Here is a 20,768-nt window from a genome sequence, read left to right as displayed (position 1 = left end):
TCTTTCCGCCACCCCGCCGAAACCGCAGGTCACAGCGCCGCCCTCAGAGTCTGCGGTGGCGCAATACTGCTGCAACACCACTGCCGCCGGACCGCCGGTACGTTCCCTGCCATGCCAGCCGAACGCACTTCCGCGCACACCGTCCCGGTCGCCGCCGCGCGCCGGCGGCGGCTGCGCGCGGACCAGGCGCGGCAGCTCGCCGACCTGCTGCGCCACCAGATCCTGGCCGGCGGCTATCCCGGCGGGGTCCTCCCCCTGGAGGGCGCCCTCGCCGCCGAGTACGGCGCCGGGCGCAACACCGTCCGCCAGGCCCTCGACCTGCTGCGCGGGGAACGGCTCGTCGAACGCCGGCCCGGGGTCGGGACCGTCGTCGTCTGCGAGAAGTACCCGCACGGCCTCGACCGCCTCCAGGGCCTGGCCGAAACCCTGCACGAGCACGGCCGGGTCACCAACGAGGTCCGCACGGTCGGCCCGGTGCGCGCCCCCGCACCCGTCGCCGGCCGGCTGGGCCTGCCCGAGCACAGCGAGGTGCTCTACATCGAGCGGCTGCGGCGCCTGAACGGGCTGCCGCTCTCCCTCGACCTGACCTACGTACCCCTGGACGTCGGCGCCGGACTGATCGGCTGCGACCTGGAGAACACCGACGTCTTCCGGCTGCTGGAAACCCTGACCGGGCAGCCGCTCGGCCACGCCGAGATCACCCTGGAAGCCGTCAACGCCGACGCGCACTCCGCCGCCGTCCTCAGCGCCCCGCGCGGAGCAGCCGTCCTGTTGCTGGAGCGGCTCACCCATCTGCGCGACGGGCGGCCCGTGGACCTGGAGTTCATCCGCTTCCGCGGCGACCGGATCACCATGGGCGGGCTGCTCCACCGCTCCCTGTGAACCCCTCCCCCGCCACGCCCCTGTTTGCCACGACCCCCCTTCCCTGGAGACAGCCATGCCTCTGGTCCCCCAGCGCGGCGACGTGCCCGTGACCATCGACGAGTCCCTGTGCATCGACGGCTGCACCCTCTGCGTCGACATGTGTCCGCTCGACTCGCTCGCGATCCACCAGGACAGCGGCAAGGCCTACATGCACGTGGACGAGTGCTGGTACTGCGGCCCCTGCGCCGCCCGCTGCCCCACGGGCGCGGTGACCGTCAACATGCCCTACCTGCTCCGGTGAAAGGCCCTCTCCCCATGCGCAGCACCAGAACCCCCGCCCGCGTCCTCCCCCTCGCCCTCGCCGCCCTCCTCGGCCCCCTGGCCACCGGGTGCGGCAGCGCGTCCGGGGCGGACGGCTCCAAGACCGTCACCGTGACCGTCGGCTACCAGTCCAAGACCATCAACACCGTCACCGCGGGCACCCTGCTGCGCTCCCTCGGCTACTTCGAGCAGGAGCTCGCGGCCCGCGGCAAGAAGGACGGCGTCACGTACAAGGTCGACTGGCAGGACTACGCCACCGGTGCACCGATCACCGCGCAGATGACCGCCGGGAAGATCGACATCGGTTCGATGGGCGACTTCCCGCTGCTCATCAACGCGGCGCGCGGGCGGGAGCTGAAACAGCCCACCCGGCTGGTCTCCGTCACCGGCTACAACCTGCGCGGCGGCCTCAACACGGTGGTCGCCGCCCCCGATTCGCCACTGGAGTCGCTCAGCGACCTGCGCGGCAAGAAGGTGTCCACCTCCGTCGGCTCGGCCGCCGACGGCACCCTCGTACGGGCCCTGCAGCGCGCCGGGATCGACCCGGCGAGCGGCATCCAGAAGCTCAACCAGCAGCCCAGCGTGGGCGCTTCCGCCCTCCAGGCGGGCAGCGCGGACGCGCTGTCGCAGTTCGTGGCCTGGCCGGGGCAGCTGGCCTACGAGGGGAAGGCGAAGGCCCTGTACGACGGCGCGGAGCTGAACGTGCCGACCTTCCACGGGGTCACGGTGCGCGAGAAGTTCGCCGCGCAGCGGGCGGGGGTCCTGGACGACTTCCTGCGGGCGCAGCGCAAGGCGACCGACTACCTGCGGACGAATCCGGTCGCCGCGGCCGAGTCGGTGGCGAAGGAGACGGGGCTGCCGGCCGAGGTCGTCTACCTCTACAACGGTGCGAGCGGCATCGCGACCTTCGACCCGGCCCTGCGCCCGGAGTTGGTGGCGGCGCTGAAGGCGGACGTGCCGGTGCTCAAGGACGCGAAGCTGGTGGCGGACGTGGACGTGGACGCCTTCGTGGACCCGGCCCCGCTGCAGCGGGTCGCCACGGGCCAGGACTACCCGGTGGCCGCGCCCGCCCGCGCCGAGCTCTGGAGGCGCGGCCAGGCCCGCACCGAGTCCTTCGACTCCCCGCGCGAACTCCTCAAGGCGGCGAAGGGCGCCGACGTCCGGGCGGCGTACGTGCCGGACGCGGTGACCGGAACCCTCTGGTTCGCCGACCGGGCGGTCTGGGTGGCCGAGGGCTCCGACCTGCGGGCCTTCGTGACCCGGGCGGGCGCCACGGCGTACGTCGACCGGCACCGGGAATCCGGGGCGCGGATCGTGGGCTTCGCCGAGGCCGGAGCCCTGGCCTCATGACCCCGGGGCGCCGACTGCTGCGCGCGGCTTCGCTCGGGGCGGCCCTGGTGGCATGGCAGGGGCTGACCGCGTGGGACGTCGACCTGGGGCTGCTGCGGTTCGAGCAGTTCCCGACGGTGGGCGAGGTGGCGTCACGGCTCGTGGAACGGGCCTCGACCGGTCCCTACTGGGAGGACCTCGGCTCCAGCCTGAGCCGGATCGTGACGGGCTTCGTGCTGGCCGCGGTGCTGGGCGTGGCGGCGGGCACGGCCATCGCCCGCTCCCGGACGGCGGCGGACCTGCTGGGGCCGCTGGTGGAGGTGCTGCGGCCGATCCCGGCGATCGCGCTGGTGCCGGTGGCGATCCTGCTGTTCCCCTCGAACGAGCAGGGGATCGTCTTCATCACCTGCTCGGCCGCCTTCTTCCCGGTGCTGGTCTCGACCCGGCACGCGGTGGCGGCGCTGTCGCCGGTGTGGGAGGAGGCGGTCCTCACGATGGGCGGGGGGCGGGGGCGGGTCCTGTTCTCGGTGGTCCTCCCGGGCGCCCTGCCGGGGATCTTCGGCGGGCTGTCGGTGGGGATGGGCGTGGCGTGGATCTGTGTGATCTCCGCCGAGATGATCTCCGGGGAGTACGGGGTCGGGTACCGGACCTGGCAGGACTACACGGTGGTGGACTACCCGGCGGTGTTCGTCGGGATGGTCACCATCGGCGTGCTGGGCTGGCTGACCTCGACGGTGGTGGAACGGGCGGGCCGCCGCCTCACGCACTGGCTGCCTGCGCAGGGCCCGGCGGGGCCCGCGCCGCGGCCGGTCCCCCGGCTCCGCGGCCCACGCCCCGGCCTGGAGGACACCCCGCGCCTGCGGCCCGGGCAGCCCGGTCCGGGCCACCGCCCCCGAACGCCGGCCCGCACGCCCTGACCGGGAAGCCCTCGTGCCCCGACCCCGCCCGAACGGCCCCGGCGCAGCCCTGTCCTGCCCGTCCGCACCACGCACTCGGAGGAAGAGGCGGCCCATGCCCGCACCCACCACCCCACCCGCACCCGCCCTCGCGGCCGTCCCGGCCGGCGCCGCCCTCCGCCTCGACGGCGTCCGGCTGGGCCGCCCCGGCGCCGCCGTCCTCGACCGGCTCGACCTCGACGTCCGGCCCGGCGAGGTACTGGCCGTCGTGGGACCCTCCGGCTGCGGGAAGTCGACCCTGCTGCGCACCCTCGCCGGGCTGCTGCCGCCGCTCCGCGGGAGGGCCGAGCAGGACGGCCGGGCCATCACCGGGCCGGACGCCGGGCGGGCCCTCGTCTTCCAGGACGACGCCCTGCTGCCCTGGCGGACGGCCGGCGCCAACGTCGAGCTCCCCCTCGCCATCCGCAAAACGCCCCGCGCGGAACGCCGTGCCGCCGCCGCGGAGTGGCTGGCCCGCGTCGGCCTCGCCGATCACGCGCACAAGCTCCCGCACCAGCTCTCCGGCGGCCAGCGCCAGCGCGTACAGCTGGCCCGCGCCCTCGTCGCGCGCCCCCGCGCCGTCCTCATGGACGAGCCGTTCGGGGCGCTGGACGCGCAGACCCGCTCGGAGATGCAGGACCTCCTCGTCGACGTCCTCGCCGGGACCGGGGCGACCGTCGTCTTCGTGACCCACGACGTGGACGAGGCGCTGTTCCTCGGCGACCGCGTCGTCCTCCTCGGCGCCGACGGCGGCGAGGTGCTCGACGTACCGCACCCGCGGCGGCGCGACACCGACCGCTCCCGGCTCCGGCAGCAGATCCTCAGCTCCCTCTGAACCACCCCCATCCGCCCCGTACCCGTACCCGAAGGGCCGCACCATGGACATCCCCGCGATCGCCGACGCCGAGGAACTCACCTGCGACGTCCTCGTCATCGGCGGCGGCACCGCCGGCACGATGGCGGCGCTGACCGCCGCGGAGCGCGGGGCCCGGGTACTGCTGCTGGAGAAGGCGCACGTCCGGCACTCCGGCGCCCTCGCCATGGGCATGGACGGGGTCAACAACGCCGTCGTGCCCGGCCGCGCCGAACCCGACGACTACGTCGCGGAGATCACCCGCGCCAACGACGGCATCGTCGACCAGTCCACCGTCCGCCAGACCGCCACCCGCGGCTTCGCGATGGTCCAGCGCCTGGAGTCGTACGGGGTGAAGTTCGAGAAGGACGAGCACGGCGAGTACGCGGTGCGCCAGGTGCACCGCTCCGGCTCGTACGTGCTGCCCATGCCGGAGGGCAAGGACGTCAAGAAGGTCCTCTACCGGCAGCTGCGCCGGCGCGAGATGCGCGAGCGGATCCGGATCGAGAACCGGGTGATGCCGGTACGGGTCCTGACCTCCCCCGAGGACGGCCGCGCGATCGGCGCGGCGGCCTTCCACACCCGCACCGGCGCCTTCGTCACCGTGCGCGCCGGGGCGGTGGTCCTGGCGACCGGCCCCTGCGGACGCCTGGGCCTGCCGGCTTCCGGCTACCTCTACGGGACGTACGAGAACCCGACGAACGCGGGCGACGGCTATGCCATGGCCTACCACGCGGGCGCGGCGCTGACCGGGATCGAGTGCTTCCAGATCAACCCGCTCATCAAGGACTACAACGGTCCGGCGTGCGCCTACGTCGCCAACCCCTTCGGCGGCTACCAGGTCAACCGGCACGGCGAACGGTTCGTCGACTCCGACTACTGGTCGGGGCAGATGATGGCGGAATTCGCGGCCGAACTGGCCTCCGACCGGGGGCCGGTGTACCTGAAGCTCAGCCACCTCCCGGAGGAGTCCCTCTCCGCGCTCGAAACGATCCTGCACACCACCGAGCGGCCCACGCGCGGCACCTTCCACGCGGGCCGGGGCCACGACTACCGCACCCACGACGTCGAGATGCACATCTCGGAGATCGGCCTGTGCGGCGGTCACTCGGCCTCGGGCGTCCGGGTCGACGACCACGCCCGCACCACCGTCCCGCGGCTGTACGCGGCCGGCGACCTGGCCTCCGTACCGCACAACTACATGATCGGGGCGTTCGTCTTCGGCGACCTGGCGGGCGCGGACGCGGCGCAGTACACGGCGTACGAGGGCCCCCTGCCGGCCGACCAGCTGGCGGCCGCCCACGAGCTGGTCTACCGGCCGCTGCGCAACCCGGACGGGCCGCCGCAGCCGCAGGTCGAGTACAAGCTCCGCCGCTTCGTGAACGACTACGTGGCCCCGCCGAAGACGGGCGCGAAACTGTCGCTGGCGGTCGAGGCGTTCACCCGGATGGAGGCGGAGATCGCGCAGATGGGGGCGCAGACCCCGCACGAGCTGATGCGGTGCGCGGAGGTGTCCTTCATCCGGGACTGCGCGGAGATGGCGGGCCGGTCCTCGCTGGCGCGGACGGAGTCCCGCTGGGGCCTCTACCACGAGCGCCTGGACCACCCGGAGCGGGACGACGCGGACTGGCTGTACCACCTGGATCTGCGCAAGTCGGCTGCGGGGCGGATGGAGTTCACGGCCCGGCCGGTGGAGCCCTACCTCGTGCCGGTGGAGGGCTTCGCCCCGGCGGGCGGCCCTGCACGCCACCTGGGCGGGGTGGAACTGCTCCCGGTGGCGACGGCGGGCCGGCGCGAGGCGGTCCCGGCGGCGCGCGCGGCAACGGCCGGGGCGGCAGCCGCGGCAACCGGGGGCGCGGCCCCGGCGGCACCGGCCGGGCCGTCCCCCCGGATCCTCGAACTCCTGGCCCTGGCCGAGGAGTCCCCGGACCTGGCGGCCCTGCGCCCGTACCTCGCCGACCCCGATCCGGCGGTACGGGCCGCCGCCGTGACCGCGATCGGCGAAACCGTTCCGGCGGGGGCGGGGCCGGAGCTGGCGGCCCGCCTCGGCGATGCGGACCCTGCGGTACGGGCGGCTGCCGCGGCCGCGCTGCGGGAGCTGCTGGAGGTCCTGCCGGGTGACGCGGCACTGGGGGCCGCCCTGCGGGCCGCGCTGCCGGTGCCCGACCCCGTGGTGCGCGCCGCCGCCCTGGAGGCCCTGCGCGCGCTGCGCCTGGGGGAGGCCGGCCTGTACGCCGGGTCCCTCGCGGACCCCGATCCGGAGGTCCGTATCCACGCGGTACGGGCGCTGGTCTCGGTGGACGCCGTCGAGGCCCTGGCGGCGGCCGCCGCCGACCCGGCCCGGGAGGTCCGGGTGACGGTGGCCAGGGGCCTGGCCGCCGTCCACTCCCCCTCCCCTGCCCCGCTGGACCCCCTGCTCTCGGACGCCGACCCGCTGGTCCGGGGCGCGGCGCTGGCGGCCCTCGCGGCCACGGGCTGCCCGGACGGGTACACGGCCCGGGCCGTCGCAGCCCTCGCCGACCCGGCCTGGCAGGTCCGGGCGGGCGCGGCCACCGCCCTGCGCGCCGCCGCCCCGGAAGAGGCCGCGACTGCCCTGGCCGAAGCCCTGAAGGACCCGAACGCGGACGTCCGCAAGGCCGCCGTCCTCTCCCTGCGCGCCCACCGCACCACCCCGGAGGCCCGCACGGCCCTGGCCACGGCCACCTCGGACCCGGACGCGGACGTCCGCGCATATGCCAGCCGCCACTGACTCTGTCAATGCGACGGGCAACGTTCACACGTGCGGACGGTCCGGAGCCGATTTCCCGGCGATACGCTGAACGGACTCGCGAGACTCCGTCCCATGGGAGCACTACCGATGAGCGTCGACCCCCAGCCGCATCAGCCGCAGCAGACCGAGCCGACGTACCGCTGGCCCGTCCCGCCGGCAGGCGGCTGGACGGCCGACGACCTTGACCGGCTTCCCCACCTGCCTCCGCATACGGAGCTGATCGACGGGAGCTTGGTCTTCGTGAGTCCGCAGACTCGTTTTCACATGCACGCCTTGCGATTCTTCGAAAGGCAGCTTGAGTCCTTGGTGCCGGACGGGCTGGAGGTCCTGCGCGAGTTCACGATCGACATCGACCAGCGCAACAGGCCCGAGCCGGACGTGCTTGTCGTGGAGGAGGGCGACGAAGACCCGTATCAGACCCGCCTGCCCGTGGAGATGGTCCGGCTCGCCATCGAAGTCGAGTCGCCCGACTCGGTCGCTCGTGACCGCGAGGCCAAACCGCTGAAGTACGCCCGCGCCAGGATCCCCCACTTCTGGCGGGTCGAGAACAAGGACGGCCGGGCCGTCGTCTACGTGTACGAATACGACCCGGTCACCAAGGCGTACGTCGCCACCGGCATCTTCCACGACCGCCTCAAGGTCTCGGTGCCGTTCCCGATGGACCTGGATCTCACCGCCATCACCCCGAAGCGCCGTACCGCCGAATAGCGCCGCCACGCGTCAGGGCCCGGCCCCCCGAGGGGGAGCCGGGCCCTGACGCGGAACCGCCGGAGGCTACCGCACGAACGTGCTCGCCTGGCCCGCCAGGTCCAGGAAGTACTGCGGGGCCACGCCCAGGACCAGGGTGACGGCCACGCCGACCGCGATCGTCGTCATCGTCAGCGGCGACGGCACGGCCACCGTGGGGCCGTCCGCCTTCGGCTCGCTGAAGAACATCAGCACGATCACGCGGATGTAGAAGAACGCGGCGACGGCCGACGAGATCACACCGATCACGACCAGCGCTCCCGCGCCGCCCTCCGCCGCCGCCTTGAACACGGCGAACTTGCCGGCGAAGCCCGAGGTGAGCGGGATGCCGGCGAAGGCCAGCAGGAACACCGCGAACACCGCCGCGGTCAGCGGCGAACGGCGGCCCAGGCCGGCCCACTTGGACAGGTGCGTCGCCTCGCCTCCCGCGTCCCGTACCAGGGTGACCACCGCGAACGCGCCGATCGTCACGAACGAGTAGGCGCCCAGGTAGAAGAGGACGGACTTGACGCCCTCCGCCGACGTCGCGATCACACCGGCCAGGATGAAGCCCGCGTGCGCGATCGAGGAGTACGCCAGCAGGCGCTTGACGTCGGTCTGGGTCACCGCGATCACCGCGCCGGCCAGCATGGTCACGATCGCCACGCCCCACATCACCGGCCGCCAGTCCCACCGCAGGCCCGGCAGGACCACGTACAGCAGGCGCAGCAGCGCGCCGAACGCTGCCACCTTCGTGGCCGCCGCCATGAAGCCCGTCACCGGGGTCGGGGCGCCCTGGTAGACGTCCGGCGTCCACATGTGGAAGGGCACCGCGCCCACCTTGAACAGCAGGCCCATCAGGATCAGCGCGCCGCCGATCAGCAGCAGCGCGTCATTGCCCATGGTGTCGGCGAGCGCCGGGTCCAGCTGGCTGACCTTGCCGTCCACCACGTCCGCGATCACCGCGTACGAGACCGAGCCCGCGTACCCGTAGAGCAGCGCGATGCCGAAGAGGAAGAAGGCGGAGGAGAAGGCGCCGAGCAGGAAGTACTTGACCGCCGCCTCCTGCGACATCAGCCGCTGGCGGCGGGCGACGGCGCACAGCAGGTACAGCGGGAGGGAGAAGACCTCCAGGGCCACGAACAGCGTCAGCAAGTCGTTGGCGGCCGGGAAGATCAGCATGCCGGAGATCGCGAACAGCACCAGCGGGAAGACCTCGGTGGTGGTGAAGCCCGCCTTGACCGCGGCCTTCTCGCTGTCGCTGCCCGGGACGGACGCCGCCTGCGCGGCGAAGGAGTCCACCCGGTTGCCGTGTGCGGCCGGGTCGAGGCGCCGTTCGGCGAAGGTGAAGACCGCGACGATCGACGCCAGCAGGATCGTGCCCTGCAGGAACAGCGCCGGGCCGTCCACGGCCACGGCGCCCATCGCCGCGATGTGCGCCTTCGAGCTGCCGTACCCGCCGGCCGCCAGGCCGACGACCGCCGCGAAGGCCGAGGCCAGTGCGGCGACGGCGAGGAAGGCCTGGACGTAGTAGCGGGACCTGCGCGGTACGAAGGCCTCGACGAGGACTCCGAGGACCGCCGCGCCCACCACGATGAGCGTGGGCGCGAGCTGCGCGTACTCGATGTGCGGGGCGGGGATCTTCTCGATCGGGTCCGCGGCCGCCAGCGTCAGCAGCCCTTGGGCAGCAGCCATCGTGCTCACTTCGCCGCCTCCCGGTTCTTGGCCTCGACAGCCACTTCGGGCTTCGGGTCCTTCTGGTGTACGTCGGACAGGGTGTGCTTGACCGCCGGGTTGACGATCTCGGTCAGCGGCTTCGGGTAGACGCCCAGCCCGATCAGCAAGGCGATCAGCGGGGCGACCACCAGCAGCTCCCGCAGGCGCAGGTCCGGCATGGTCCGGACCTCCTCCTTGACGGGGCCGGTCATGGTGCGCTGGTAGAGCACCAGCGTGTAGAGCGCGGCGAGCACGATGCCGAGGGTGGCGATGATCCCGACGACCGGGTACCGGGCGAAGGTGCCGACCAGGACCAGGAACTCACTGACGAAGGGGGCGAGGCCCGGCAGCGACAGGGTGGCGAGGCCGCCGATCAGGAAGGTGCCGGCGAGGACCGGGGCCACCTTCTGCACGCCGCCGTAGTCGGCGATGAGCCGGGAGCCGCGCCGCGAGATCAGGAAGCCGGCCACCAGCATCAGGGCCGCCGTCGAGAGCCCGTGGTTGACCATGTAGAGCGTCGCGCCCGACTGCCCCTGGGAGGTCATCGCGAAGATGCCCAGGATGATGAAGCCGAAGTGCGAGATGGAGGCGTAGGCGACCAACCGCTTGATGTCGCGCTGCCCGACGGCGAGCAGGGCGCCGTAGACGATGCTGACCAGGGCCAGCACCAGGATCACCGGCGTGGCCCACTTGCTGGCCTCGGGGAAGAGCCCGAGGCAGAAGCGGAGCATCGCGAAGGTGCCGACCTTGTCGACGACCGCGGTGATCAGCACGGCTACCGGGGCGGTGGCCTCGCCCATGGCGTTGGGCAGCCAGGTGTGCAGCGGCCACAGCGGGGCCTTCACCGCGAACGCGAAGAAGAACCCGAGGAAGAGCAGCCGCTCGGTGTTGGTCGCCATGTCGAGCGTTCCGGCGGCCCGGGCGGCGGTGATCTCCTGGAGCGAGAAGTTCCCTGCGACCACGTAGAGCCCGATGACCGCGGCCAGCATGATCAGGCCGCCGACCAGGTTGTAGAGGAGGAACTTGACCGCCGCGTACGAGCGCTGCGCGGCCGCGTTCTCGTCGGACCCGGAGTGAGCCCGGTCCGCGAAGCCACCGATGAGGAAGTACATCGGGATGAGCATGGCTTCGAAGAAGATGTAGAAGAGGAAGACGTCGGTGGCCTCGAAGGAGATCACGACCATCGCCTCGACCAGCAGGATCAGGGCGAAGAAGCCCTGCGTGGGCCGCCAGCGCGAGGAGGACGTCTCCAGCGGGTCGGCGTCGTGCCAGCCGGCCGCGATCACGAAGGGGATGAGCAGGGCGGTGAGCCCGATCAGCGCCACCCCGATCCCGTCGACGCCCAGTTCGTAGCGGACGCCGAAGTCGGCGATCCAGGCGTGCGATTCGGTGAGCTGGTAGCGCGCGCCCCCGGGCTCGAAGCGGACCGCGACGAGCACGGCCAGGGCCAGGGTCGCCAGCGAGACGAGCAGCGCGAGCCACTTGGCGGCGGTCCGTCGGGCGGCCGGGACGGCCGCCGTGAGGACCGCGCCGACCGCGGGCACCGCGGCCGTCACCGTCAGAAGCGGGAAACTCATTTCACACCGCCCTCATCAGCAGGGTCGCGGCGATGAGGATCGCCGTGCCCCCGAACATCGAGACCGCGTAGCTGCGGGCATAGCCGTTCTGGAGCTTGCGCAGCCGACCCGAGGTCCCGCCGACCGAGGCGGCCGTCCCGTTGACCACCCCGTCGACGAGGCTGTGGTCGACGTAGACGAGCGAGCGGGTCAGGTGCTCCCCGCCGCGGACCAGTACGACGTGGTTGAAGTCGTCCTGGAGCAGGTCCCGCCGGGCCGCCCGGGTGAGCCAGCTGCCGCGCGGGGCGACGACCGGGACGGGCCTGCGGCCGTACTGCGCGTACGCGAGGCCCACGCCGAGGAGCAGCACCACGACGGTGGCGGCGGTGACGGCGCCGGCGCCGATGGGCGGGTGGCCGTGCTCGAAGGAGGTGACGGGCTCCAGCCACTTCACGAAGGCCTCGTTCAGGCTGAACAGGCCGCCCGCGAAGACCGAGCCGAAGGCCAGCACGATCATCGGGATGGTCATGGACTTCGGGGACTCGTGCGGGTGGGGCATCTCTCCGGGGCGGGCTTCGACCCCGGGCTCGACGCTGGGCGCGGTGGCCGGGTCGGGCGCCGGCTGCCAGCGCTTCTCGCCGAAGAACGTGAGCACCATGACGCGGGTCATGTAGTAGGCGGTGATGCCCGCGCCGAGCAGGGTGACCGCCCCGAGGATCCAGCCCTCGGTGCCGCCCTTGGCGAAGGCCGCCTCGATGATCTTGTCCTTGGACCAGAAGCCGGACAGGCCCGGGAAGCCGATGATGGCGAGGTAGCCGAGGCCGAAGGTCACGAAGGTGACCGGCATGTACTTCCGCAGGGCGCCGTACTTGCGCATGTCGACCTCGTCGTTCATCCCGTGCATCACGGAACCCGCGCCGAGGAAGAGGCCGGCCTTGAAGAAGCCGTGGGTGACCAGGTGCATGATCGCGAAGGCGTACCCGATCGGGCCGAGGCCCGCGGCGAGGATCATGTAGCCGATCTGCGACATCGTCGAACCGGCCAGGGCCTTCTTGATGTCGTCCTTCGCGCAACCGACGATCGCACCGAAGAGGAGCGTGACCGCGCCGACCACGACCACGGCGGTCTGCGCGTCCGGGGCGGCGTTGAAGACCGCCGCGGACCGGGTGATCAGGTACACGCCGGCGGTGACCATGGTGGCCGCGTGGATCAGGGCCGAGACCGGGGTCGGGCCCTCCATCGCGTCACCGAGCCAGGACTGCAGCGGCACCTGGGCCGACTTGCCGCACGCGGCCAGCAGCAGCATCAGGGCGATCGCCGTCAGCTTGCCCTCGGTGGCGTTCCCCACGGAGGCGAACACCGGCCCGAAGGCGAAGGTCCCGAAGGTGGTGAACAGCAGCATGATCGCGATCGACAGGCCCATGTCGCCGACCCGGTTGACCAGGAAGGCCTTCTTCGCGGCGGTGGCCGCGCTGGGCTTGTGCTGCCAGAAGCCGATGAGCAGGTACGAGGCGAGGCCGACGCCCTCCCACCCGACGTACAGCAGCAGGTAGTTGTCGGCGAGGACGAGGAGGAGCATCGCCGCGAGGAACAGGTTCAGGTAGCCGAAGAAGCGGCGGCGGCGGTCGTCGTGCTCCATGTACCCGATCGAGTACACGTGGATGAGCGTGCCGACACCGGTGATCAGCAGGACGAAGGTCATCGACAGCTGGTCGAGCTGGAAGGCGACGTCCGCCTGGAAGCCCTCGACGGGAATCCAGCTGAACAGTTTCTGGTGCATGGCCCGGTCCTCGGCGCCGCGCCCCAGCATGTCCGCGAACAGGGCCGCGCCGATGCCGAAGGAGACGGCGGCGAGCAGGGTGCCGAGCCAGTGGCCGGCCTTGTCGAGCCGCCGGCCGCCGCACAGCAGCACCGCCGCCCCGAGCAGGGGCGCCGCGACCAGCAGCGCAATCAGATTCTCCACTGTGTGAACGCCCCTTACAGCTTCATCAGGCTGGCGTCGTCGACCGAGGCCGAGTGGCGGGTACGGAACAGCGACACGATGATCGCGAGGCCCACCACGACCTCCGCGGCGGCGACGACCATCGTGAAGAAGGCGATGATCTGGCCGTCGAGGTTGCCGTGCATCCGGGAGAAGGTCACGAAGGCCAGGTTGCAGGCGTTGAGCATCAGCTCCACGCACATGAACAGGACGATCGCGTTCCGCCGGATCAGCACGCCTGCGGCGCCGATCGTGAACAGCAGTGCCGACAGGTACAGGTAGTTGACCGGGTTCACTTCGAGGCCTCCTCACGGCCGAGCCGCTCGGCGGCCCGCTGCTCCAGTGCCTTCAGGTCCTCCAGCGCCTCGCTGGAGACGTCCCGGATCTGGCCGCGGGCCCGCAGCGTCTTGCTGACGGTCAGCTCGGACGGGGTGCCGTCCGGCAGCAGACCGGCGACGTCGACCGCGTTGTGCCGGGCGTAGACGCCGGGCGCGGGCAGCGGCGGGAGCTGGACCCCTTCGCGTACGCGCCGCTCGGCGAGCTCGCGCTGCGTGGCGGCCCGCTCCGTGCGCTCGCGGTGGGTCAGCACCATCGCGCCGACGGCCGCGGTGATCAGCAGCGCGCCGGTGATCTCGAAGGCGAACACGTACTTGGTGAAGATCAGCGTGGCCAGACCCTCCACGTGTCCCGTGGAGTTGATCCGGCCGAGCCCGTTGAAGTGCTTCAGCGAGGCGTTGCCGATCCCGGCGATGAGCAGGACGCCGAAGCCGAGCCCGCACAGGACGGCCAGCCAGCGCTGCCCCTTGAGGGTCTCCTTCAGCGAGTCGGCTGCGGTGACGCCGACCAGCATGACCACGAAGAGGAACAGCATCATGATCGCGCCGGTGTAGACGATCACCTGGACCACGCCCAGGAAGTACGCCCCGTTGGCGAGGTAGAAGACCGCCAGGACGATCATCGTCCCGGCCAGGCTCAGGGCGCTGTGGACGGCCTTCTTCATCAGGATCGTGGACAGGGCGCCGATCACGGCGACCGTGCCGAGGATCCAGAACTGCACCGCCTCGCCCGTGGAGGTCATCGTGCCGGCGGCGGCGGCGATCGCGCTCATGCCCCCACCCCCTCGCCGCGCGCGGCCGCCCCGGCCGCCCCGGCCGTGTCGGCCGTGTCGGCCTCGGCGGCCGCGGCCGCCTCGCCCTTGGACCGTGCGGCCTGGCGCTCCGTACCCGGAGCCGCGCCCGTCACCAGCCCGCGGTAGTAGTCCTGCTCGTCCGTGCCCGGGTACATGGCGTGCGGTGCCTCGACCATGCCCTCGGTCAGCCCGGCGAGCAGCTGCTCCTTGGTGTAGATGAGCGATTCGCGGCTGGCGTCGGCCAGTTCGAACTCGTTCGTCATCGTCAGCGCCCGCGTGGGGCAGGCCTCGATGCACAGCCCGCACAGGATGCAGCGGGCGTAGTTGATCTGGTAGACCGCGCCATACCGCTCGCCGGGCGAGTAGCGCTCCTCTTCCGTGTTGTCCGCGCCCTCCACGTAGATGGCGTCGGCGGGACAGGCCCAGGCGCACAGCTCGCACCCGATGCACTTCTCCAGACCGTCCGGGTGCCGGTTCAGCTGGTGCCGTCCGTGGAAGCGCGGGGCGGTGGTCTTCTGCTGCTCCGGGTACTGCTCGGTGAGGCGCTTCTTGAACATGGCCTTGAAGGTCACGCCGAAGCCGGCCACCGGGTTCTGCCACTTCTCGTTCGGGTCCGCGTCAGACATTCTCAGCACCCTCCTCTCGGTCACTGTCAGTATTCGTCCCGCCACTGACAATCAGCTCCCGCTCGTTGCGGGGCCGCCTGCGCGGTACGGGTGCGAGCTGCTGGCCCGGCTTGGGCGGTACGGGGAACCCGCCGGCCAGCGGGTCGAAGGACTCGGCCTCGGCGCCCTTGCCGGCGCCCGCTCCGGCGGCCTTCTCCTTGCGGTCGCGCAGCAGGTCCGCGACGAGGGACAGCAGCAGGACGGCGACGACCGCGCCGCCGACGTAGAGCACGATCTCCGAGAAGTCGTACCTTTCGTTGCGCAGCGCCCGGACGGTCGCGACGAGCATCAGCCAGACCACGGAGACCGGGATCAGCACCTTCCAGCCGAGCTTCATCAGCTGGTCGTAGCGCACGCGCGGGAGCGTGCCGCGCAGCCAGATGAAGAAGAACAGCAGCAGCTGGACCTTGATGACGAACCAGAGCAGCGGCCACCAGCCGTGGTTCGCGCCCTCCCAGTACGTGGAGATCGGCGCCGGGGCCCGCCAGCCGCCCAGGAAGAGGGTGACCGAGACCGCCGAGACGGTGACCATGTTGACGTACTCGGCCAGCATGAACAGCGCGAACTTGATGGAGGAGTACTCGGTGTTGAAGCCGCCGACCAGGTCGCCCTCGGACTCCGGCATGTCGAAGGGGGCGCGGTTCGTCTCGCCGACCATCGTGACGACGTAGATGATGAAGGAGACCGGCAGCAGGACGATGTACCAGCGGTCGGCCTGCGCCTCGACGATCGCCGAGGTCGACATCGACCCGGAGTAGAGGAAGACCGAGGCGAAGGCCGCGCCCATCGCGATCTCGTAGGAGATCATCTGCGCGCACGAGCGCAGTCCGCCGAGCAGCGGGTACGTCGAGCCCGAGGACCAGCCCGCGAGGACGATCCCGTAGATGCCCACCGAGGCCACGGCCAGGACGTAGAGCATTGCGATCGGCAGGTCGGTCAGCTGCATCGTGGTGCGCTGCCCGAAGATCGACACCTCGTTGCCCGAGGGGCCGAAGGGGATCACCGCGATCGCCATGAAGGCCGGGAGCGCCGCGATGACCGGGGCCAGGACGTACACCACCTTGTCGGCCCGCTTGACGATGATGTCTTCCTTGAGCATCAGCTTCACGCCGTCGGCGAGGGACTGGAGCATGCCCCAGGGGCCGTGCCGGTTCGGGCCGATGCGCAGCTGCATCCAGGCGACGACCTTGCGCTCCCACACGATGGAGAACAGCACGGTCACCATCAGGAAGGCGAAGCAGAACACCGCCTTGACGACGATGAGCCACCAGGGGTCCCGGCCGAACAGGGACAGGTCCTCTGCGGCGAGTTGTACGAGGTCACCGTGTGCCGCGTTCACGCGTCCACCTCCGCGGTGGTGTCGGCTGCGCCGGCCGGGGTCGCCGGACCGATCCGTACGAGGGCACCCGGGAGGGCGCCGGTGTCGGCGAGGACGCCGGAGCCGGCGGAGTTCAGCGGGAGCCAGACCACCCGGTCGGGCATCTCGGTGATCCGCAGCGGCAGTTCCACCGAGCCGGCCGGGCCGGTCACCGCGAGGACGTCGCCGTCCTTGACGCCGCTCTCCGCGGCGGTGGCCGCCGACAGCCGGGCGGGGGCCTCGTGCCGGGTGCCGGCCAGGGCCTCGTCACCCTCCTGGAGCAGGCCCAGGTCGAGCAGCAGCCGGTGGCCCGCGAGGACCGCCTCGCCGGCGCCCGGCCGGGGCAGCGGCGCGGTGTCCGCGGACTGCGCGGTGGCGCGCTCCCCGCTCCACGGGCCGAGCCCGTCCAGCTCACGGCGTACGGCGTGCACGTCGGGCAGGGCGATCGGCCGGTCCGCGGCGTCGGCGAGCATGTGCAGCACGCGGGCGTCGGCCGGGGCGAGCCGGCGGGTCATCTGGTCGGGCTTGAGCGCGGCCTCGAACGGCCGGACCCTGCCCTCCCAGTTGATGAACGCCCCCGCCTTCTCCGCGACGGCCGCGACCGGGAACACCACGTCCGCGTGGTCGGTGACCTCGCCGGGCCGCAGTTCCAGGGAGACCACGAAGGCCTCCCGCAGGGCGACCCGGGCGCGGGCCGGGTCCGGCAGGTCCCGCACCTCGACGCCCGCGACCAGCAGGGCGGTCAGCTCGCCGCCGGCCGCGGCCTCGACGATCTGACCGGTGTCGCGGCCGTAGCGGTGCGGGAGTTCGTCCAGCCCCCAGGCGGTGGCGACCTCGTCACGCGCCCGCGGGTCGGTGGCCGGGCGGCCGCCGGGCAGCAGCGACGGCAGCGCGCCCGCCTCGACGGCGGCCCGCTCCCCGGCCCGGCGCGGGATCCACACCAGCGTGGCCCCGGTGGCGGTGGCGGCCCGTACGGCCGCGGTCAGCGCGCCCGGCACGCCCGCGAGGCGCTCGCCGACGACGATGACCGCGCCCGGCTCGCGCAGCGCGTCGGCCGCGGCCTCGCCGCCGCGCTCCAGACGGGTCCGCGAGGCCAGCGCGTCGAACCATTCCGGTTCGGTGCCGGGGGCGGCGGCCAGCAGGGTGCCGCCCGCCTTCTCCAGACCGCGGGTGGCGTAGGGGGCGAGGGCGAAGGTCCGCTGCTTGTGCTTGCGGTGGGCCTTTCGCAGCCGCAGGAAGACCCCGGGGGCCTCCTCCTCGGCCTCGATGCCGGCGAGCAGCACCGCGGGCGCCGCCTCCAGCGAGGAGTACGTGACCCCCGTGCCGTCGAGGTCCTTGCCGGTGCCCGCGACGGTGGCGGCCAGGAACTCGGCCTCCTCCGCGCTGTGGATCCGGGCCCGGAAGTCGATGTCGTTGGTGTCCAGGACGACCCGGGCGAACTTGGCGTACGCGTAGGCGTCCTCGACGGTGAGCCGGCCTCCGGTCAGCACCCCGGCCCGGCCCCGCGCGGCGGCCAGTCCGGCGGCCGCGGCCTCCAGTGCCTCGGGCCAGCTGGCCGGGGCGAGCACCCCGTCGGCGCCGCGCACCAGCGGGGTGGTCAGCCGGTCGGGGCGCTGCGCGTAGCGGAACGCGAAGCGCCCCTTGTCGCACACCCACTCCTCGTTGACCTCGGGGTCCTCGGCGGCGAGCCGGCGCAGCACCTTGCCGCGCCGGTGGTCGGTCCGGGTCGCGCAGCCGCCCGCGCAGTGCTCGCACACGCTCGGGGAGGAGACCAGGTCGAAGGGGCGGGAGCGGAAGCGGTACGCGGCCGAGGTCAGGGCGCCGACCGGGCAGATCTGGATGGTGTTGCCGGAGAAGTACGACACGAAGGGGTCGCCCTCGCCGGTGCCGACCTGCTGGAGCGCGCCGCGCTCCAGCAGCTCGATCATCGGGTCGCCCGCCACCTGCGTGGAGAAGCGGGTGCAGCGCGCGCACAGCACGCACCGCTCGCGGTCCAGCAGCACCTGGGTGGAGATCGGGACCGGCTTCTCGTAGGTGCGCTTCCTGCCCTCGAAACGCGATTCGGCGTTTCCGTGGGACATCGCCTGGTTCTGCAGCGGGCACTCGCCGCCCTTGTCGCAGACCGGGCAGTCCAGCGGGTGGTTGATGAGCAGCAGCTCCATCACCCCGCGCTGGGACTTCTCGGCGACCTCGGAGGTCAGCTGCGTCTTGACGACCATGCCGTCGGTGCAGGTGATCGTGCAGGAGGCCATCGGCTTGCGCTGGCCCTCGACCTCGACGATGCACTGGCGGCAGGCGCCGACCGGGTCGAGGAGGGGGTGGTCGCAGAACCGGGGGACCTCGATGCCGATCTGCTCGGCGGCCCGGATGACGAGCGTGCCCTTGGGCACCGACAGCTCGATGCCGTCGATGGTCAGGGAGACCGTGTCTTCGGCGGCCTTCGGCCGCCCCGCCGCCTCCCCGCCACCGGCGGGAGCGTTGGTGGTGACGGTCATGCGTTCACCTCCGTGTCAGCCCAGAGGGTCGACTTCCTGGGGTCGAAGGGGCAGCCCTTGCCCGTGATGTGCTGCTCGTACTCCGCGCGGAAGTACTTCAGCGAGGAGAAGATGGGGCTCGCGGCGCCGTCGCCGAGCGCGCAGAACGACTTGCCGTTGATGTTGTCGGCGATGTCGTTCAGCTTGTCGAGGTCGGACATGACGCCCTTGCCGGCCTCGATGTCGCGCAGCAACTGGACCAGCCAGTAGGTGCCCTCGCGGCACGGCGTGCACTTGCCGCAGGACTCGTGGGCGTAGAACTCGGTCCACCGGGTGACGGCCCGCACCACGCAGGTCGTCTCGTCGAAGCACTGCAGCGCCTTGGTGCCGAGCATGGATCCGGCGGCGCCGACGCCCTCGTAGTCGAGCGGGACGTCCAGGTGCTCGTCGGTGAACATCGGCGTGGAGGAGCCGCCCGGGGTCCAGAACTTCAGCCGGTGGCCGGGGCGCATCCCGCCGCTCATGTCGAGGAGCTGGCGCAGGGTGATGCCGAGCGGGGCCTCGTACTGGCCGGGAGCGGCGACGTGCCCGGAGAGCGAGTACAGGGTGAAGCCGGGGGACTTCTCGGTCCCCATCGCCTTGAACCAGTCCTTGCCGTTGTTGAGGATCGCGGGAACCGACGCGATGGACTCGACGTTGTTCACGACAGTGGGGCACGCGTAGAGCCCCTCGACGGCAGGGAAGGGGGGACGCAGCCGGGGCTGACCGCGCCGGCCTTCGAGGGAGTCGAGGAGGGCCGTCTCCTCGCCGCAGATGTACGCGCCCGCTCCCGCGTGCACCGTGATGTCGAGCTTCAGCCCGCTCCCGAGGATGTCTTCCCCGAGGTATCCGGCCTCGTACGCCTCACGCACCGCCTCGTGCAGGCGCCGCAGGACCGGCACGACCTCGCCGCGCAGGTAGATGAAGGCGTGCTCCGACCGGATCGCGTAACAGGCAATGATCATTCCCTCGATGAGGGAGTGCGGGTTGGCGAAGAGAAGGGGGATGTCCTTGCAGGTTCCCGGTTCCGACTCGTCCGCGTTCACGACGAGGTAGTGCGGCTTGCCGTCGCCCTGCGGGATGAACTGCCACTTCATCCCGGTGGGGAAGCCCGCCCCGCCGCGGCCGCGCAGACCGGAGTCCTTCACGTACGCGATGAGGTCGTCCGGGGTCATCGCGAGCGCCTTGCGCAGGCCCTCGTAGCCCTCGTGGCGCCGGTAGGTCTCCAGCGTCCAGGACTGCGGTTCGTCCCAGAACGCCGACAGTACGGGTGCCAGCAGCTTGTCCGGGGCGCCGTTCGTGTGCATGTCGGCGGTCACCGTCATCACTCCCCCTCCTCGGTGGCAGCCGGTGCCTCGCCACGCGGGTGCACGACCTTGCCCTGGTGCGGGGTTTCGCCCCGGGCGATGCGCAGTCCGGTCAGCGAGGCGGGGCCGGCGCCGCCGCCCGCCTCGACGGCGCCCTCGCGCTCGTCGGGGAAGCCCGCCAGGATCCGGGCGGTCTCCTTGTAGGTGCACAGCGGCGCGCCCCGGGTGGGGGTGACCGTGCGGCCGGCGATGAGGTCGTCCACCATGGCCTTGGCGGACTCGGGGGTCTGGTTGTCGAAGAACTCCCAGTTGACCATCACCACGGGGGCGTAGTCGCAGGCCGCGTTGCACTCGATGTGTTCGAGGGTGACCTTGCCGTCGGGGGTGGTCTCGTTGTTGCCGACCCCGAGGTGCTCCTTGAGCTCCTCGAAGATGGCGTCGCCGCCCATGACCGCGCACAGGGTGTTGGTACAGACCCCGACCTGGTAGTCGCCCGAGGGCCGCCGCCGGTACATCGTGTAGAAGGTGGCCACGGCGGTGACCTCGGCGGTGGTCAGGCCCAGCGTCTCGGCGCAGAACCGGATGCCGGTGCGCGAGACGTAGCCCTCCTCGGACTGCGTCAGGTGCAGCAGCGGCAGCAGCGCGGAGCGGCTGTCGGGGTAGCGGGCGACGATCTCCTTCGCGTCCGCGTCGAGCCGGGCGCGTACGTCGGCCGGGAAGTCGGGGGCCGGCAGCTGGGGCATGCC

Annotated in this window: 17 protein-coding genes; 7 read left to right on the top strand and 10 right to left on the bottom strand. The window is 72.0% G+C overall.

Going from position 1 to position 20,768, the window contains the following annotated elements:
* Window positions 1-111 precede the first annotated feature (111 nt).
* From ABZ128_RS23935 to ABZ128_RS23905, 7 genes are all read left to right on the top strand, one after another.
* Window positions 112-882 carry a GntR family transcriptional regulator gene (locus ABZ128_RS23935; protein WP_356850836.1) on the top strand — a complete coding sequence of 257 codons (771 nt, stop codon included), beginning with the start codon at window positions 112-114 and terminating at the stop codon, window positions 880-882.
* A 55-nt stretch (window positions 883-937) separates the two neighbouring features.
* Complete coding sequence (locus tag ABZ128_RS23930; protein WP_030298062.1) at window positions 938-1,165, top strand: ferredoxin family protein; 228 nt, start codon at window positions 938-940, stop codon at window positions 1,163-1,165.
* A 14-nt stretch (window positions 1,166-1,179) separates the two neighbouring features.
* Window positions 1,180-2,535 carry an ABC transporter substrate-binding protein gene (locus tag ABZ128_RS23925; protein ID WP_356850835.1) on the top strand — a complete coding sequence of 452 codons (1,356 nt, stop codon included), beginning with the start codon at window positions 1,180-1,182 and terminating at the stop codon, window positions 2,533-2,535.
* Complete coding sequence (locus ABZ128_RS23920) at window positions 2,532-3,431, top strand: ABC transporter permease (RefSeq protein ID WP_356850834.1); 900 nt, start codon at window positions 2,532-2,534, stop codon at window positions 3,429-3,431. The genes ABZ128_RS23925 and ABZ128_RS23920 overlap by 4 nt, the downstream gene beginning before the upstream one ends.
* Window positions 3,432-3,525: 94 nt before the next feature.
* Window positions 3,526-4,284 (top strand): ABC transporter ATP-binding protein, encoded by a 759-nt coding sequence (locus tag ABZ128_RS23915; protein WP_356850833.1) that lies wholly within the window; start codon window positions 3,526-3,528, stop codon window positions 4,282-4,284.
* Window positions 4,285-4,327: 43 nt separating this feature from the next.
* Window positions 4,328-7,051 carry a fumarate reductase/succinate dehydrogenase flavoprotein subunit gene (locus ABZ128_RS23910; RefSeq protein WP_356850832.1) on the top strand — a complete coding sequence of 908 codons (2,724 nt, stop codon included), beginning with the start codon at window positions 4,328-4,330 and terminating at the stop codon, window positions 7,049-7,051.
* A 108-nt stretch (window positions 7,052-7,159) separates the two neighbouring features.
* On the top strand, window positions 7,160-7,780 hold the full coding sequence (locus ABZ128_RS23905) for a Uma2 family endonuclease (protein ID WP_356850831.1): 621 nt from the start codon (window positions 7,160-7,162) through the stop codon (window positions 7,778-7,780).
* 66 nt (window positions 7,781-7,846) lie between these two features.
* Here the strand turns inward: ABZ128_RS23905 and nuoN are convergent, their stop codons facing one another.
* The 10 genes from nuoN to nuoE are packed head-to-tail and all read right to left on the bottom strand — an operon-like array spanning window position 7,847 to window position 20,765.
* Window positions 7,847-9,493, bottom strand: coding sequence for an NADH-quinone oxidoreductase subunit NuoN (nuoN, locus tag ABZ128_RS23900; protein ID WP_356850830.1), 1,647 nt, complete (start codon window positions 9,491-9,493; stop codon window positions 7,847-7,849).
* 5 nt (window positions 9,494-9,498) lie between these two features.
* Window positions 9,499-11,091: an NADH-quinone oxidoreductase subunit M gene (locus ABZ128_RS23895; RefSeq protein WP_356850829.1), complete on the bottom strand. Its 1,593-nt coding sequence runs from the start codon at window positions 11,089-11,091 to the stop codon at window positions 9,499-9,501.
* 1 nt (window position 11,092) lies between these two features.
* Window positions 11,093-13,033: an NADH-quinone oxidoreductase subunit L gene (nuoL, locus tag ABZ128_RS23890; RefSeq protein ID WP_356850828.1), complete on the bottom strand. Its 1,941-nt coding sequence runs from the start codon at window positions 13,031-13,033 to the stop codon at window positions 11,093-11,095.
* A gap of 14 nt (window positions 13,034-13,047) precedes the next feature.
* Window positions 13,048-13,347, bottom strand: coding sequence for an NADH-quinone oxidoreductase subunit NuoK (gene nuoK / locus ABZ128_RS23885; RefSeq protein ID WP_356850827.1), 300 nt, complete (start codon window positions 13,345-13,347; stop codon window positions 13,048-13,050).
* Entirely contained in the window at window positions 13,344-14,159 is an 816-nt protein-coding gene (locus ABZ128_RS23880) for an NADH-quinone oxidoreductase subunit J (protein ID WP_356850826.1), read from the bottom strand. The genes nuoK and ABZ128_RS23880 overlap by 4 nt, the downstream gene beginning before the upstream one ends.
* Window positions 14,156-14,806, bottom strand: a complete 651-nt coding sequence (gene nuoI, locus ABZ128_RS23875) for an NADH-quinone oxidoreductase subunit NuoI (RefSeq protein ID WP_356850825.1) — start codon at window positions 14,804-14,806, stop codon at window positions 14,156-14,158. The genes ABZ128_RS23880 and nuoI overlap by 4 nt, the downstream gene beginning before the upstream one ends.
* Window positions 14,799-16,184, bottom strand: coding sequence for an NADH-quinone oxidoreductase subunit NuoH (gene nuoH / locus ABZ128_RS23870; protein WP_356850824.1), 1,386 nt, complete (start codon window positions 16,182-16,184; stop codon window positions 14,799-14,801). The genes nuoI and nuoH overlap by 8 nt, the downstream gene beginning before the upstream one ends.
* Window positions 16,181-18,697 (bottom strand): NADH-quinone oxidoreductase subunit G, encoded by a 2,517-nt coding sequence (locus tag ABZ128_RS23865; protein ID WP_356850823.1) that lies wholly within the window; start codon window positions 18,695-18,697, stop codon window positions 16,181-16,183. Before ABZ128_RS23865 ends, nuoH begins: the two co-directional genes overlap by 4 nt.
* Entirely contained in the window at window positions 18,694-20,040 is a 1,347-nt protein-coding gene (nuoF, locus tag ABZ128_RS23860; protein WP_356850822.1) for an NADH-quinone oxidoreductase subunit NuoF, read from the bottom strand. The genes ABZ128_RS23865 and nuoF overlap by 4 nt, the downstream gene beginning before the upstream one ends.
* Window positions 20,040-20,765 (bottom strand): NADH-quinone oxidoreductase subunit NuoE, encoded by a 726-nt coding sequence (gene nuoE, locus ABZ128_RS23855; RefSeq protein ID WP_356850821.1) that lies wholly within the window; start codon window positions 20,763-20,765, stop codon window positions 20,040-20,042. Before nuoE ends, nuoF begins: the two co-directional genes overlap by 1 nt.
* Window positions 20,766-20,768 lie beyond the last annotated feature (3 nt).

The sequence above is a fragment of the Streptomyces sp. NPDC006326 genome (assembly GCF_040612915.1).
GTDB lineage: Bacteria > Actinomycetota > Actinomycetes > Streptomycetales > Streptomycetaceae > Streptomyces.
The sequence above is the reverse complement of the archived record's forward strand: the minus strand, read 5'-3'. Positions and strand labels throughout refer to the sequence as shown.